Origin of the sequence: Streptomyces sp. NPDC015125 (assembly GCF_043080045.1) — a bacterium.
In the GTDB taxonomy this organism is placed as follows: domain Bacteria; phylum Actinomycetota; class Actinomycetes; order Streptomycetales; family Streptomycetaceae; genus Streptomyces.
Genome location: NZ_JBIBVF010000019.1, coordinates 125217 through 141854, shown reverse-complemented (window position 1 = coordinate 141854; position 16638 = coordinate 125217). Strand labels below are relative to the sequence as shown.

Annotated in this window: 1 protein-coding gene; it reads right to left on the bottom strand. The window is 71.0% G+C overall.

The annotated features are described in order from the left end of the window. Positions 1-10: 10 nt before the first annotated feature. Complete coding sequence (locus ACF088_RS30640; RefSeq protein WP_392379126.1) at positions 11-16531, bottom strand: hypothetical protein; 16521 nt, start codon at positions 16529-16531, stop codon at positions 11-13. Positions 16532-16638: the final 107 nt, after the last annotated feature.

Here is a 16638-nt window from a genome sequence, read left to right as displayed (position 1 = left end):
GCTACCTCCTTCATCGGGTGGCGAGAAGGCCCAGGAGGAACGCCCGAAGGTCGTCATCCAGGTACCAGTCGCCGTTAAACATCGACTGCATGGACCGGGCGAGGGTGTCACCGGTGTCCGGTTGTGTCTGCTGGCGACGCAGGATGCGGCTGAGGGGACTGCGACGCATGCGGCGGGCGCCCGGCCGGCCGGTGTGGGTCTGGTTGAACCAGAACGCCCGTTGAGCAGCGTCCAAGTCGTCCAGGTGCTGGACGAGATGCTGCGCCAGGGCGTACCCGGCGGTGCCCAGGCCGCCGTCGGCGAGATCAGCAACGGTGATCCGTTGCCCGTCGGGCTCGTAACGACCTTCGACGCCGTCCACGGCCGTCACCCCGCGCGCGGCCGGAGTGCTGAGCCATGCCCGCGGCACCAGGCGCTGCACGCCACGTACCGCCCGCTCGGCGTCCGGGCCGGAGTCAGGACCGAACACGATGCCGGCATTCCCCTCGGGACCCATGTCGCGAATCTCGGCGAGGGCCGCCGCGACGGCGTCCGGCACCGCCGTGGCGTAGCGAGTGCGCAGGTCGGCCCACTCCCGGCGCGCGGCCGCGGCTTCGGCCCGAGCCGCGGTTATCTCGACCTCGAGGTCGGGGTCATCCGGCAGGGTGCCGCCGGTGCGCGCGACCTGAAGGTTGACCAGGCGGCGCTCGGTGAGCGCCACGTAGTCGTCCGCGCGCTGCAACGTGCCGTGCGGATCGCCGCCGAAGACGTCACCGAGAGCGTCGGCCAGACGGCGGGTCACGTCCTGGTCGACGTCGCCGCCGGCGGCCCGCAGCGCTGCCAGGTGGCGGAGCGTGGTCAGGCCGGGGCCACCGTCCGCGGCCTGATCTGGCGCCCACTGGGTGTGGTTGCTGCGGCCCGGGAGCCGCCCGGCGGCAAGCTGCGCCCACGTCGTGGGCTTCCACCAGGCGACGCGGCGCTGAGTCAGGCCGAAGCGTCCGGGCTCCGGCAGCAGGTCAGCCCAGTGGGAAACCCGGGAGGCCAGGGACTCGCCGTCGGCTCCGGGCAGGTCGAGGGCGCGGTGCAGGCGGGCCAGGCGCCGGGACTCCGGCCACTCCCGGACGCGGCGGGCGAGGCGGCCGAGGAAGGCGCGCAGGCGACGCAGACGTTCACGGGCGCCGCGGTACTTTTCGGCGATCTTCCGGGCTCCAGCCCGTACGAGTTCCGCGAAGCGCTTGGCGAGGCGGATGAGCGCGGCCACGATCCGGGCGAGTAGCCCCGGCTGGCGGCCGGCCTGCGGGGACACGGCGGTGACTCTGCGGGCGATCTGTCGGGCGGTGCCCTGTCGGGAGCCGTCCATCTGCTGGGTGAGGATGCGGGCGATGCGGTCGGCGTCGCCCGGGTCCATGCCCGCGGCCTGGAACTGCTGGAGGAGCGTGTTCACAGCCTCGCCGACGTGCCCGCCGACTGCTCGGGCGACGTCTGCATCGCCGTCGTTGTCGGGCCTGTTGGGGGCGCCTCCCATCTGGTCAGGGATGAGGCTGAGGAGATCGCGGGCCCGCGCGGCGAGGTCCTCGTCGCTCTCGTCGGGCAACGGCTCCAGGTCGTTGATGGTCCGCAGAGCGGCGCGCACCGTTGCAGTATGGGCGTCCTGCCGTGCCCGCTTGAGGGCCTGCAGCGCTGCGGTCCGGTCGCGGCCGGTGATGCCTGCGGCGTCCAGCGCCGCAGCGGCGTCTCGGCGCGCAGCCTGACGTGAGTCGCGCAGGGCCTCGGCGGTGAGGCGCTGGGCGATCTGCTCGCGCAGCGCGTGGATGTCGCCGGGCGGCTCGGTGCCAGCAATCGCCGCGTCGATGATGCGTGCGGCGACCGCCCGCGGGTGGTCCGCGACGATCCGGTCGGCATTGGACTGCGGGGATGGGTTGGGGTCCCGCGGAGCACCGGCCGGCGGGAGCTCCGGGGCCGGCGCAGCCGGGGCACCTGGCACAAGGGCAGTGTCGTCCGGACCGCTCTCGCCGTCCGACTGCGGCTCACCGAGCAGCCATAGCGGCATGGCTCCATGGACGACACGGCGGCGCGTACGGCCGTCCTCGCCTTCCAGGAAGAGGCTGCGTGTACCACCGGGGCCGTCCTCGACGCCCCGAACTCGGTAGACGCGCACGCCGTTGCCACGCTCGTCGGGGACGGCGACCGTGTCGTCTTCCGCGACCTGGGAGGCGTTCGACGGCCGCGGCCGGTTGAGTTCGGGCGGAGGGGTCCGGCCGATGGCACGGTCCAGGTGGTTGGCGGCGCGCAGGGCGGCGCGGCCCTCCGGGGTCGAGGGGTCGGCAGAGTCCCGGAGCTGTGCGGCCAGTGCGGCGGCTTGCTCCGGGGTGACGGGCAGGTCGGCGGTGATCCGGGCGGCGGCTTGCTGGGCGTCGGGGTCGTCGTCCGGGCCGTCGGCGAGGTCGCCGATGACGTCCCGGTCGCCCGTCGTGAGGTCGGGGTCGACGGTCGGGCCGGTGACGGGCTCGACGCGGTTCGGTGGCTCGTGCACGGTCAGGTCGTCCGGGGTGTCCGGGGCGTCGTCCGGCCCGAGGTCGGGTGGGCTGCCGTCGGTGCCCTGGGCACGTGGGATGACTGCGGTGGCGTCCACGTCGATCTGGCCGATCTCGCCCGTGGTGGTGTCGGCGAAGTCGATGGTGACGCGGTCACCGTCGCGGTTGATGCCGGTGACCGCCACGGTGGTGGGCGTGCCGTCGAGGTCCAGGACCACGACGTCGTCCTCCTTGAGGTCTGCGGCCGCCGGGTCGTCGATGCCGGTGACGGGATCGAGGCTCGGGGCGTCGTCGCGGACTTCGCCGGCGACCCGAAGGTCTCCGGCGCTCCGCGTGATGGTGCCCTCGGCGGTGGTGATGGTGACGCGGTCACCGTTGACCTCGTCGACTGGACCGAGCAGGGCGCCGTCGGCGTCGGTCACGATGTGTCGCGGGGTCACACGCTGCCCGGACGGGGTCCAACCGTCGGGGCGGTTGCCACCCGTGACGGTGAGGGTGTTCGGCGACAGTCCGTCGGCAGTGTCGTCGTTGTCCCAGCGTACGGACACCGTGGAGTTGGTGGCGCCCGTGACGGTGCCCTCGCGGGTCTGGAGCCCGTCAACACCGATCACAGTGCTGCCCGGGAACAGGCCCCGGCCGTTCCGGTCCGTGGGGACCACGTCGGGCAGGTTGCCGGTCTGGACGGCGCTCTGGGCGCCGCTGGCCGGGGACCCGGGCACCACGTCGTCGGGCGCCTCGGCCCGCGCCGCAGCGGCGTTCAGCGGCGTGAAGACGTTGCCGCGCTTGCCTGTGCCGTCCGGGTGCTCCGTAACGTACGTGCGGAGCATCCGCTCGGTTCGGCCGTTACGGGTGACCTCCACGTCGACGGGCGGGGTGAAGACGTACCCGGACCGGGTGGTGACGCGGCCGGTCCTCGTCCGGCCGTCCATGCGGACCATGTCGCCCGGCACCAGGTCGCGGACCCGGGCCCAGTGCGCGGGCTGGCCACCCACGGGCTCGGGCTCGCCCTGCGTCTCGTCGGTCGGCGCCGAGGGCTCCGCGGGGTCCGGCCCCGCGGGGGCGCGGCCCGGGGTGGGCTGCCGACGTGTGGCGGGCGCGGCAGCGCGCGCGGGTTCCGGCTGCGGCGTTTCAGCGCGGCCGCTCCCGTCCTCCTCGCCATCTCGGGGGCGACGGAAGGCCGTCGGCCGGCTCGGGTTGTCGACGAAGCGCAGGCTGGGGCCGGTGATGCGCGAGCTGTCGCCGTCGATCTCCTCGATCCTGTCCGCCGTGCTGGAGCTGTAGTCACCGCCGATACCGAAGGGCCACTGGCCGACCTGGCTCTGACCGCCAAGGCGCAGGTCACCTTTGAGCCGACCCCGCTGGGTAACGGGTCGGTCGTAGCCGTTCGGGTCCAGTGCGCTGACATCGTCACCCACCTGGGAGTCCCGCACGTCGACAGGAACCGTGTACCCGTCGGCGATCTGCTGCGCTCGCCACTCGTCGTAGTACCGGTCGAGAGCCTCCTCCCGGCCAAGGTATGCGTGTGCCGTATCGATCTGGTAGTCCGGCCAGTCGGTGAGTTTGCCGGAGTCGGCGCCGTCGACCATCCGTTTGGCGATGGCCTCGCCGAGGACTTCGCCGTTGGGCCCGCGCCAGGTACGGGCGCGCTCGACGGCGTTGGGGGCGTCCCACGGGAACGGGTTGCCGTCCGCGTCGCGGATCTCCTCCAACAGGCGCGCGTACTGGAGTGCCTGGTCCCTAGTCCGAGCCTGGTAGAGACCTTCCATCGAGCCTGGCGCTGCGACCCACCACCAGGGCGCGTTGTACTGCGTCTCCTGGTTCGCGTCGCGGATGGTGAGGCGTCCGCCCGGGGTCAGCTCCAAGGTGGGGTTGTCCGCGATGGCGTTCAGCCGGTATTCGGCCGGTCCGGAGCGGGGGCTGCTCCGGTCGTCCAACTCGCCGCGGCGGACGCGGTCACGGATCTCGTCGAGGTCGTTGAACCGCGGTGCGCTCGTGTCCGTACCGGGCGCGTCGGGGCTGGCAGCATCCGAAGCTCCGGTGCTGGTCGTTCTCTCCAGGGCGTCGGTGCTCGCCTCGGCCTGGTGGCGCTGTTCCTCCTCGTGGCGCTGCCGCTCGATGCGGTCGTTGTCGCGGTGCTGCTGGCGGAACTGGTTGTAGGTGATGCGGCCGTTGGCGTTGTACCAGTCGATCAGTTCCTCGCTGGCGTACTTCTTCCAGCGGCCGAACTTGGACAGCTCTCCGCCGGAGAACAGCTCGCGCTCGGTCGGTCGGTCGTCGCCGTACTTGTGCTCGCGGTTGTAGAAGTAGCCGTTCGTCGCGTCGAGGGCCTGCTGGTAGCGGGCCTCGTCGAAGTCGGCGAACTCCGCGCGGATGATGTCCTCGCGGGTGCGGCGCACTCGGGGGACGTCGGCGCCAGCGAAGCCGAGGGCTTCGTCGACGGCCTTCGCGCGGCGCTCGGCCTCTTCGGCGTCGGCCGGCGGGGTGTCAGGAAGGACGCTGCGAACCCGCTGGTCGGTGTAGCCGTCGCGGCGGTCCATCTCCTCGATGAGGCGCTTCTGGTCGTCGTCGCTGAGGTCGTTGCTCCACGCGTCAACCAGAGCGTCGTCGTCCAGGCTTGTGAGGTCGTCCGGCAGGGGCCTCCGCTCCGGCTCGGGCTCCGGTCGGTCGGCGGCACGCTGCTGCTCGAAGTTGTCGCGGACGGCGTGGAGGGCGCGCTGCAGGTTGCGGCCTTCCCCATCGCGCCACTGGGCAACGGCGCTCGGGCCCCACGGCCGGAGCCAGTCGAAGGGCTGCCCGTCGTGGCCGGTGATCTCCTCGAAGCGGCTGGCAAGGGCGCGGGCTTCCTCGGGGTTGTCCGTGGACAGGGACAGGCCGGGTAGGTTGTTGCCGTTCCGGGCCTGCGCGAAGTGCCACAGGGTGGTGCCGTCCTCCTGCGGTTCGGGCCACGTCGCCAGGCCACCACCCGGGGAAAGCGTCAGACCGTCCCGGTCAGCTGCCTGGGCCAGGGCTGCGCGGCGCTCCGGGGTGTCCTCGGCGGCGGTGAGTCCGTCGCCATTCTTCCAGGCGCGCCGCAGGGACGTGACGTCGCGGTGCCGTGCGGGCGCGCGGCGGCCGCGTGCGGCCGCGCCGTCCCTGCCGTCGCCTTCACCGCCGTCGCCCCGGGCGTCCGGGGTGTTGAGGTCGGGGAGGTCCAGGTGCGGCAGGTCGGGCCCGCCAGGTCCGCCGGGTCCGCCTCCGCCGTTGCGGCGCCGACGCCGGCGACGGCGCTGCCGATCGTCGTCCTGCTCCTCCTCGTCCTCCGGGGCCGGCTCGTTCTGCTCGTCGTCAGAGTTGTCCGGGGCGTCGTCGGGGCTGCCGCTGTCGTCCTCGTCGTCGGCGGGCGCGTCGGGTGCACCGGCGCCGCCTCCGTCGGGGGCGCCGTCCGGGGCGGCGGCGTCGCCGCCTGTGTCCCCGTCCCGACGCTGTCGGCGTCGCTCGACGTCGTCTGGGTCCTCCTCGGAGTCCTGGTTCGTAGCGTCGGAGGTGTCGTTGTCGTCGTGGCGGCGGTCGTCCTCGTCCTCGCCCCGCGCGATGCGGGCGGCGCGCCGGAATAGGTCTGCGGCGCGCTCCCCATCAGGGCCCCCCAGCTCGTACATCTCCGCGAGATCGTCGAGCCGGTCGGCGGCGGAGCGCAGCTCGGCGTCCGGGGCGTCGGAGTCCTCGGCCCGGCCCAAGGCGTCGCGGATCTCACTGACCTCGGGCAGATCGTCACCGCCCGCCCCGTCAGTGGCCTGATCTATGAGCCCGGACATGCGGTCGACGCGGTCCTTGGCGCTGCTGCGGTCGCTGTCCACGGTCGTTTGCGGCTCGTCGGTCGTGGGCTCCTCGACGTCGGGCTCGGAGGTCTCCGGCTCGTCGACGGGAGGGGCGTTGCCGGCGTCGTCGTTGCTGGACCGCTCGTCGGTGTCGTTGTCGGGGATCTCCTCGTCCGGGTAGCGCAGGCGTACCTGGGCGTCGGCGTTGTAGAAGCGCTCCTCGCCGTCGTCGGTGACGATGCGTGTCCGGCCGCGGGGCGTCTTGACCGGCGGTTCGGACACGGTGTGCGTGCGGCCCTCGGCGTCGGTGTATCGGTTGCCCGACTCCAGTTCGGCGGCGTTGCGCATGCGCGCCGGGCGCAGCCCTTCGGTGCTGCGGCCCTCGGCGTCGGCGATCATGTCCGGCGTACCGAAGAGGTCGTCGGGCTGGTCGTCGGGGTTGTTGAGGTCGGCGGCGCTGCTCGGCTGCTGGGTGGTCGGCCCGTCGACGTCGAAGAGTCCTCCGGGCTCCTCGGTCCTCCGCTTCGGCTTGGGCTCCGGCTTCGGGGCCCGGCCAGCGCGGCGGGCCTCTTCCACTTCCAGGACCTGCAGGCGGGTGCGGTCCGCGCCGGACAGCTCGCCCGCCATCTCCTGGCCCATCAGGTCGACGATCTCGTCGCGGATCTCGGCATCGTCCATCGAGGACGGGGCTTTGGACCCCTGGGGGCGTACGGCGTTGAGCTGGTCGGACACCTCGTCCGGGGTCAGGGTGACGGAGTCGCTTTCCTCCGGGTCTTCCGTGGTGCTCTGGTCCTGGTCGTCGTCTTCGTCGTCCGGCTCAGCCGTGCTCGGGGCGTCGGCCGGGGGCTCATCGCTGCCGCCGTTGTTCGTGCCGTCGGTGTTCGGGGCACCGTTCTCCTCGGAGTCGGCGGCGGCCGGGCTGTCGGCCGACGGCGCGTCACCGCTGCTGCTGGTGTCGGGGGCCTCCATCTCCTCCGGGTCCGGCTCGCCGACGTTGGTGTCGGTGTCCGCGGCGTCGCGGTCGCTGGACTCCGGGGCGTCGGGCTGCGGGGTGCTGCTGGGCTCCGGGCTGAGGCGCGCGAGGGCTTCGCGCACCTCGTCCTCGGAGAGGCGAACGGTGTCGTCCTGCTCCGGCGCCGGGTTCTCCTGATCCCACTTCGCGAGTCCGGCGACGGCCTGGTCGACGGCGGCTTGCAGGGGCGCGCGCTCCTCCCGCCGCTCCTCCGCGATCATCTCGCGGTCGTGCTTCTTGTACTTCTTCTTGTCGAGTTCGTCGGGGTCGATCTCCGGCTTCGCGTCGAGGTCGGTGATCCGGGCGACGATCTCCTCGAGTAGGTGAGACCGCTTGCGGGCGTGGTCGATCTGCGGGGTCAGGTCGGCGGCCGCGTGCGCGGACTGGAGCAGGGCTATCTGCTCGTCCAGCTCCGGCACCTTGGCCCGGTCTGACTCCTGCAACGCCGGCGCCTTGTCAAGAGCGTTGCCGAGGCGGGTGATCATGCCTGACCCGGCGCCCCTCTTCTGCAGGTCCTCCACGGTGCGCTCGAAGTCGGAGTGCCGCAGGTCGGGGAAGCCGACGTGCGCGAGCAGCTTGCCGTCCGCGTCGCGCTCCGTGCGGACACCGAAGTCCAGGCCGCGGAACTGCCCGAGGATGTGCCACTCGCTCAGGCCCTCGCGGTCGTGCGCCAGGAGGCGGGCGGTGATCTCCCGGTGCAGGGCCTTGCCGGCATCGGAGCGCTCGCCGTACGGGGAGCCGCCGAGGGTCATGCGGAACTGGTCGCCGGCCTCCTGGATGCGGGGCAGGGCCCGCTCGCGGCGCTGGATGCCGTCACGGGTGGCTTGGGACTCCTCGTGCAGTGCATCGAGGGCTTCCGCACGGCGGATGCGCTCGGCGGCCTCGTTGTGCTGGTCGATCTCCAGGTCCTTGAGGTGGCGGCGGGCCTTCATGAGCTGGCTCATGTAGGGGTTGCCGCCTATCTCGGCTTCCATGGTCTCGTAGTCGAACTCGGCGCCGTCGATCTCCTGGACGACGTCGCTGGAGTCGCCGTCCTCCGGCTCCGGCCGCTGGATGTCGATCAAGCCCTCGGCCTTGGCCGCGACAAAGCCAGCCTTCCAGCCGTCCATGGAGCCCTTGGTCGCGAAGATGTCGATCTCGACCTCGGGGTTCATGTTCCCGTAGCGCAGGACACGGCCGTTGCGCTGCTCCATCTGCGCCGCGCCCCAGTCGAGGTCGACATGCGAGAGGGAGATCATGCGGTCCTGGGCGTTCATGCCCGTGCCCGCGACGGCGCTGGAGCCGATCATGACCGCGATTTCGCCCTCACGGGCACGGCGGAACAGCTCCGTCATGTCCTCGGGCTTGCCGGACTTCTTGGCGTCCTGGACAAAGGCAATCTTGTCCTCGGGGACGCCGCCCGCGACCATGAGCCGCTTGAGTTCGGCGTAGGCGTCGAAATGGCCCTTGTTCTTGCCGCCCGGGACACCTTCGTTCAGGAAGATCATCTGGAGGGCGCCGGGGACGGGGTGGTCCTCGTCGCTGCCGTACGCGACCTTGTAGACCCGGTCCTTGTTGGCGTGGTACCGCTCGATGTGCCGGTCAGCGACGGCCTTGAGCTTGTTACCCGCCGGGGCGTTGGCGTCGATCAGCCGCGGGTCCAGAGCCACGCTGGTGCCCTCGTTGGACACCGCGAGCATGTTGTCCTCGTGGCGGTCGACCTCACCGTTATGGATGGCGCGGCCGCGGGCAACGAGCCCCTTGAGACGCTTCTTCTGGTCGGGTGTGCCGTCGACCATGATCAGGGTGGGGGCGCCGCCCTTGACCTTCGGCCGGGGAATGCCGACGTCGTCGGCGCGCTTGGTGTCCGCGACCAGGCCCCACATGGTCTTCATGGCGCGCTTGTTGTGGAACTCGGAGAACCGCTCCACCACGCGAAGGCCGGAGCCGTCGGGGGCGTTCTCGATGCGCAGGGTCTTGCGGCCGAAGGTGGCGGCCCACAGGTCCGGAGCACCCGCCTTGTAGGCGTCCAGTACCCACGGCGCCGCGAACTGGAGCATGGTGAACTGCTCGCTGATCGAGTTCGACAGCGGCGTGCCGGTGGCGAGCGTGATGGTGGCGCGGCCCCGGCGGCGGCGGTGCAGATCCGTGGTCTTCTGATGGAGGTCGACACCGCGGAGTGACGCCGGGTCGCCACCGGCCTCCTTCGAGCGGAAACCGACGCCCTTATACCGGTGGGCCTCGTCGACGACGAAGTAGTCGAAGCCGAGGTCGTCCCAGTACGTCTCGCCCGGCCGCCGCATCGGGGCGGCGTTCTTGTTGATGTTCTTCTGGAACGTCGCGATGCGCTGCTCGATCTTCGCGACGATGAACGGGTGGTTGGGGTTGCCGGCGTCCTCGTACTGGCGGTCAAGCTGCTCGCGCAGCGCCTCCAGCTCCCGGAACTCGTACTCGTCCTGAGCCTCCGGGCTCATCTTGATCGAGCCGAACGCCTCTTCGGAGAAGATGACCAGGTCCGGCTTGTTCGCGCGCAGCCACTCCAGCGTGCTGCCGCGCCGTTCGCCGGCCAGATCCGCCGAGGTGATCAGGTGGATATCGGCGTTCGGGTACAGGAACCGGGCCTCGTCCGCCCACTGCTTGGCCACGTGGTTGGGCACCACGGCCATGGGCTTCTCGATCTGCCCGGACGCCTTGAGTGCCTGGGTGCCCATGACGAGCGTTCCGGTCTTGCCGAGGCCCACCTCGTGGGCGAGGATCACGCCCCGCTCGTAAAGCATCCGGGCCGCGCCGGAGCGCTGCCAGGCGTGCGGGTTCCGGTCGGGGGTGAAGCCCTCGAGCGTGGGCGACATGCCCGCGTACGAACGGACGATGTGCCCGTTCATGATGCGGTTGTACGAGTCGGTGAGGACGCTCAGCCGCTCGGCGTTCGCCGTGGCGTACTTGGCGAACTCGGACCGCATCTGATCCGCCTTCTGCCGGATCAGACGTGAGGTCGCCTCGTCGACTTCCTTGCGCTTGTCGTCCTCATAGACGGTGAGCGAGCCGAAGCCGAGGATCGCGCGGGCAATCTCTACGGCGCTCTTCCCCCGGGTCCCCTTCTTCGGGTTGGCCGGGACGCCGTACATGAGGTTGTTGGCCTCGGGCACGCGGCCGGTGTTGAGAATCCAGCCGTACCGGTCGTCATGTGCGACACGGAGGGTGCGGTCGCCCAGGTACTCGCGCAGGAAGCCCTGCAGAAGCTCCGGAGGCGTCCAGTGGGCGCCCATCTCCGGGGTGAACTGGCCGATGGTCCGGTCCGGCGGCTGCACGGCCTCCAGCGCGGACACGTTTACCGCGTACGCCGGGTCCCGGTCGGCGGCCTTGCGTGCGGCGTCGAGCTTGTCGCGGACGGCCCCGGACAGGTAGGCGCTGGCCAGCTCCAGGCGGTCGGTCTCCGGATCGGTGAAGACCTCGTTGCCGAGGCGCTTCAACGCCTCTTGCGGGTCGGTGTCCAGGAGCCGCGCAACCTCGCCGAGGTCCACCTCGCCCTTGGCGGCGACGACCGCGGCCAGGGCCGCCTTCGGGTCGTCGGTCGAGGAGAGCGGCTGCCTGCGGGCGGCGGCGCGCTCGGTGAAGATGCGGGAGAGGACAGGCTCGCCCTTGACGGCGTCCCACCGCTCCAGGGCGAGGACCGCCGCGGCGTCCGGGTCGGCACGGAAGTAGCCCCACGCCGTGGGGCGGCCGCCCTTGGTGCGGTGCTGGCCGGGCTTGGACAGCGGCCCGTGCTCGGAGACGTAGGCGGCGTGCAGGTCCCGGAGCTGGGCGCGCAGGGCCTCGGCGCGCTCCTCCTCGTCGTTCTTCCGGTCCAGCTCGCGCAGCTCGGCGGCGATGTCGCGGAGCTGCATGAGGGAGCGGAGCTGGGCGGTGTTGCCGTCGCCGGGCTCCAGCAGGACCGGTTCGGCGCCGTTGACGTGCTGGTAGAACTGGCCGTCGTCGCCCTCGTATAGGCGGCCGGTCCAGTCGTTCGCGTGCTTCTCCCGGGCGGTCTGGAGCTGCACCGGGGGCCGGTTGTCGCCGTCAGGGTGCGGCTCGTAGCCGCGGCCGTCGGCCTCCGCCTTGGTGGCGATGTCGTCGAGCGCGGCGCGAAGCTGTTCGGCGGCCTTTGCCGGGTCGCCCTTGACGGTCACCTCGGGCCCGTACGGGCCGGACTGCGTGGTCAGCGTGCCGAGGATGTGCTCGGGGTGCTCGTCGAAGTAGGCGTTGATGTGGTGCGCGGTGCCGTTGATGTCCCGCTCGGGGGCGTCCAGCCATGACGTGTCGGTCGGCTCGGTGCCGTCCTCGCGGCGACGGAACACGAGGACGTCGGTGGTGACCCCGGTGCCGGCGTCGTTGAAGACGCCGGAGGGCAGGCGGACGGCGCCGACCAGGTCGCCGTACTTGGCCATCTGACGGCGGGCCTTGTCGCCCTTGGAGTCGAGCGTCTGGCGCGAGGTGATGACGGCGGTGATGCCGCCGGGCCGGACGAGGGCGATCTCCTTGGTGACGAAGCCGTTGTGCAAGCTCTCCGCCGGGTACCTCTTGTCATCGAACGGGACCCGAGCGAAGGGGACGTTGCCGATCGCGGCGTCAAAGGTGCCCGGCCGGGCGTCGGTCTCCGCGAAGGACTCGTTCAGGACGTTGGCGTGCGGGTAGATCGCCTGGGCGATCCGGGCCGTGGTCGGGTCCAACTCGACACCGGTCAGGCGCGCACCGTCCGGGGCGACGCCGAAGAACGTGCCCGCACCGGAACCGGCTTCGAGGACGTCACCGCGGTCGAAGCCGAACGCGCGAAGGCCCCCCCACATCGCCTCGGCGATGTGCTGCGGCGTGTAGTGCATGGACAGCACGCCGCGGGACGCCTGCCGGAACTCCACCGGCGTGAGCACGCGCTGCAGCTCGCTGCGGATGTCGCTGTACTCGGACCACCGCTCGTGGTCCTTGGCGAACTTGCCGTATCGGGTGCCGCCCTGCTGGTAGCGGGGCTCCTTCTCGTTCGGCTCGTTGGCGAAGAGGATGGGCACCGAGCCCCACCCGGACCAGCGGGCGAGGATGCGGCGCTCCTCGTCGGTGGCCGGCCGGTTCTCGGCCTCCACCTTCTTGAGGACACGGATGGCCTCGACGTTGGCGGCCGCACGCGCGCGGGCGCCCTTGGGCGCGTCGGCCGGGTCCGGCCGGAACCGCGCTACGCGTCGTACATCAGGTCCCTGATCTCCTGCAGGTGCTGCTCCATCGGCGTCTGCTCCGGCGCCTTCTCCGCCCCGGCCTCCGGCTCCGGCAGAAGCTCCGCCAGGACCATCGCCGTCGCGTCCGCCCGGATTTGCTTGTGCCGGCCGACCTGATCCTCGTACTCCGTCGGCTCCGGAACCGCCTTCTCCAGTGCCTCCTCGGCCACCAGAATCCGAGTCTCGATCTCCCTGGCCTTCGTCTTCACGAACGCCTCCGGATCGGTCATCGCCGCCCACTCCTGCGGCCGGTATGTCCGCCAGTGATCCCGAACCGTCGGGCTGTACATGCTCATCGTCGTCGCCTCCCAGCGCTGCACGGAGCGCGGCCTGCTGTGCCTCGATCTCCTCGCGGGAGATGACCTTCTGGTCGTCGTTCCCGCCATTGTTGCGGACTCCCTCGCGCATCGCCTCAATGCCGTGCAGAGCCACGTTGATAGACGCGAGCCGCGTCTTGGCCTTCTGCCGGTCGGAGCTGTCCGCGTCCCGGTCCGCGGCCCGTACAGACATCTCCCGGGACAGTTCCTCCGTCACCCGATGCAGCTCCGCGAGGAGACCCTCGGGAATGTGCAGGTTCCGGCCCTTGATGTGGTGACCCTTCTTGTTACTGGGCACCAAGGGGTTCACGCCGTCGTCCCAGCCGTACCGGTCCTGGAAGAGGCTGTAGAGGTACTGCCGCTCCTGGCTGGCGTCGGCGAGGCGGTCACGAAGACGCTCGTTCTGGTACAGCTCGACGAACATCTTCGGCACGAACACGCGGCGCTTTGTGCCCCAGGTCCGCTCACCGCGGGTCTCAGGGTCGTTGTCGTATGCCTGGACCACAGCAGCCAGAGCAGCGGCGCGCGAGGCGTATGCGCGGTCCCCGTGCCCCCAGCTGCGCTTGCCCCAGGTCCACCCGATCTCGCGCTCTGCGTATCCGTGCGTCTGGTCCCGATAGTCGACGTACGCGTAATCGCTCCGGCCGTCGATGCTGACCATGCCGTTGTCGTCGGGATTGTCGACACGCGCGACGAGCTGGTCGACTTCCGGCGTGGAGCTGCGCCTGTTCTGCTCAGCCTCCAGCGCGGCCATACGGTCCTTGCGGGCCGCCTTGACGTCGTCGGTCTCGTTGTACGACGAGCGGGCACGGCGAAGCTCGGTGTACTCCGCTGTCAGGGCCTCGTCGGTCAGGTTCTCGGGGGCGTCCCGATCGGTGATGGCCCGCCTTTCCCGCTCACGGCGCTCCCGCTTGACGTCCTCCATGCGGCCTTCGAGGACCCGCTGCGCCTCCGGTGGAGCCTTCCGAAAGTCCCGCCTGAGCAGGTCGTTGTACTCCTCGGACAGTTCTTCACCGGTGAGGTCCGCGACCGCCGGCCGGTCGGCGATCTTCTCGGCATGGCGGCGCTGCTGCTCGCCCACGATCGCGTCGTGCCGCGTCTGTAGGGCCTGGCGCATGGTGCGCTCGGCCTCGGCGTCATCGCCAGCGGCCTGGTGCATGCGGACCCGGTCGGCGACGCTCTTGCGTGCCTTGGCCAGGTCGTCCTCGGCCATGGTCGCCAGGTCGGTGTCTTCGTCGACGAGGGCATGCGAGCGGCGGCGGCGTTCGCTGTAGATCGCCCGCTCAACGTCGTTGGCGTCCTCCCCTCTGCGAGATCCGTACGTGCCGCGTTCCCGCTGTGACTCCTCGATGCGGGCGGCGATATCGGCGTCGCTGAGCGACGTTGCGTCTCGTGCCGCGGCTTCGTCCCGCTCCTGCCGACGGCGGTTCAGCTCTTCGTCGATCATCTCCATCTCGGAGCGCGCACGAATTCGGGTGGCCTCGGAGCGGGAGCGGTAGGACGTCGTAAACCGCTCATCCTTCATCTGCTTCAGGCGAGCGTCGTCCGCCGCGGCGATGGCTTTGCGCGGGGCCTCGGTTTCGTCGACGGCGTTGGCCGGGGCGCCTGGGGTGCCTGCGGCGGTCTCGTCGGTGATGTGGATGTTGCGGCCCTGACGGGCGAGCTTGGCCAGGACCTCCGAGATTCGTTCGTCCCGGGTGGCTTCGGTCATGTTCGACTGGGTCGAGTACGCCCCCATGGACGGGGCCCACTTGATGGCGCGGGTGGAGCCGACGGCGTCGTAATCCTGCTCGTTGCCCTTGATGGTGCCGCGGAAGACCATGACCCGCCTGGCGGGCTTGCCGTCCTTGCCCGGCTTCATCACCCACGCCGCGGTGATCCGGTCACGCTGGTTCGGGTTCTGGGCGGCGAGGTGTAGACGAGCCATCACTGCGGCGCCCTGTTTCGGGTACTGCGGCACGGGCACGGTGACGCCATTGATCTTGGCCTTCGGCGGGTAGCCGCGCTCGCTCGTCGCGGCGATCTGCGAGTCCGGGGCATAGAGAGTGATCGACCCGCCGTCGTTCACATAGTGGTAGCCGTCGACGCTCTCGACGGGCTCGGCGTCGCCCGGCAACACGTGCGCCTGTGGTCCCTCCGGTGTTCCCGGTGCCTGCGAAGAAGCGGTCGCCTCTGGGACGGCGCCCGTCGGCGCCGGAGTGCCCTGCGCTGTTCCCTCCGCGGCGTTGTCGCGCTGGAACCTCTCGGCGGCCGCGTCGATCACTTCGCTGACCGAACGGTTGTCGTCGGACAGCCAGGTCGCGACCCGGGTGTTGGGGTCCGACAGGTCGAGCGGCTTGCCGTCGTCCCCCATGGGGGCGTTCTCGGTGAAGGACTCGGCGAACGCCTGTGCATCTCGCTGGGTGGTCCACCGGCGGCGGAGCGGCGAACCGTTGCCGGTGGCGACCAGGTACCACTCCCCGTTCTGGTCCTGGCCGACGACGAACTGGCCGCGGCCGACGAGCTTGATCCGGTCGTTGCTGATCAGTCCTTCGAGGCGTCGCGCGGCACGCTGCTCGCGGAGACTGTCCGGGCCGAGGTCGTTGATCTGCTCGAGGTGCTGCTGCCAGTGGGCGCGTACGGCCTGGAGGGTGCTGAATCGCTGGCCGTTGCCGTCGCCCGGGGTGTCCGCGGGGAGCTGCGGCGCGGCCGCGGGCGCCGGGGTAGCGTCGAACTCCTTCCGGGCCCGCTGAATGGCACCCTGGATGTTCTCGCCCTTGGCGGAGCGCCAGTCGCGGGCGGCGTTGTCGAGCTGCGGGTCGGAGAAGTCGAACGGCTGGTTGAACTGGGTGAGCCGTCCGTTGACCGCGGTCTTGTCGAGGTGTTCGGCGAACCGCACGGCGTCCTCGGTGGTGCCGAAATCGCCGGCGGCGTCGACGCGCTGTCCGGTGCCGGTGGCCGTGAGGTAGAAGCGGCCGTTCCTCTCGTCACGGAGGATCGCGAGGCGGCCGGACGGAGTGGTCTGCAGGTCGTCGTCGTGCGCCACCGAGCGCAGGAAGGTCGCCATGTCAGGGCTCGTGCCGGGCTGCTCGGCGAGCTGTGTGAAGTGGCGGCGAACGGCGGCGGTGTCCGGGTGCCTGGCCCCAGCGGCGTGCTGCTGGTTCGGCAGGGCATCGACGGCGACCGGATGTGTGCCGTCCTCGGGCTCGTCCTGGTCGTCATCGTCGTCCGGGCCGTCGCCGTCGTCGTCGCCGATCGGGCGGCCCTTGTCGTCCTGCTCGTGCGGGCCGTTCGGGGTGTCCGGGTCACCGTCGTCGTCCCGGGCCACGCCGTTGCCGCGGCGCGAGTCCTGGTTGCGCCGCTCGTCCTCTTCGGCGACCTTGTTCTCGTCGTCGGTGGGCGCACTGCCGTCGGGGCGCGCGACCATGCTGACCCACTTGGCACTGGTGGTGTGCCGGCGGCCCTTGAATTCGTTGGGGCCGCTCTGGTCCTGGACGAGGATGCGGTCGTGTGGGAGTGCGCGGACGACGCGTGCGAGTTTGCCGCCCCACAACCTCACCGTTCCGCCGGTCTCGATGAAGCGGCCCTTGCTGTCCCGGGGGTGCAGGGCAGGGTTCCACGGCCGACGCGTGACCTTGACCTCGAGGTCGCGACTCAGGTCCTGCGACTCAGCCTGTGCAGTGGGGCGATTCAGCATGGCGCGGACCATGCACAGTGCGGGTGGCTAGCGTCGCGCGCTGAGATTCCGCCGGAGAGGCGTCCGGCCCGCGAGGGCGCGGGCCGGACGGGGCTCGGCCGAGGAGA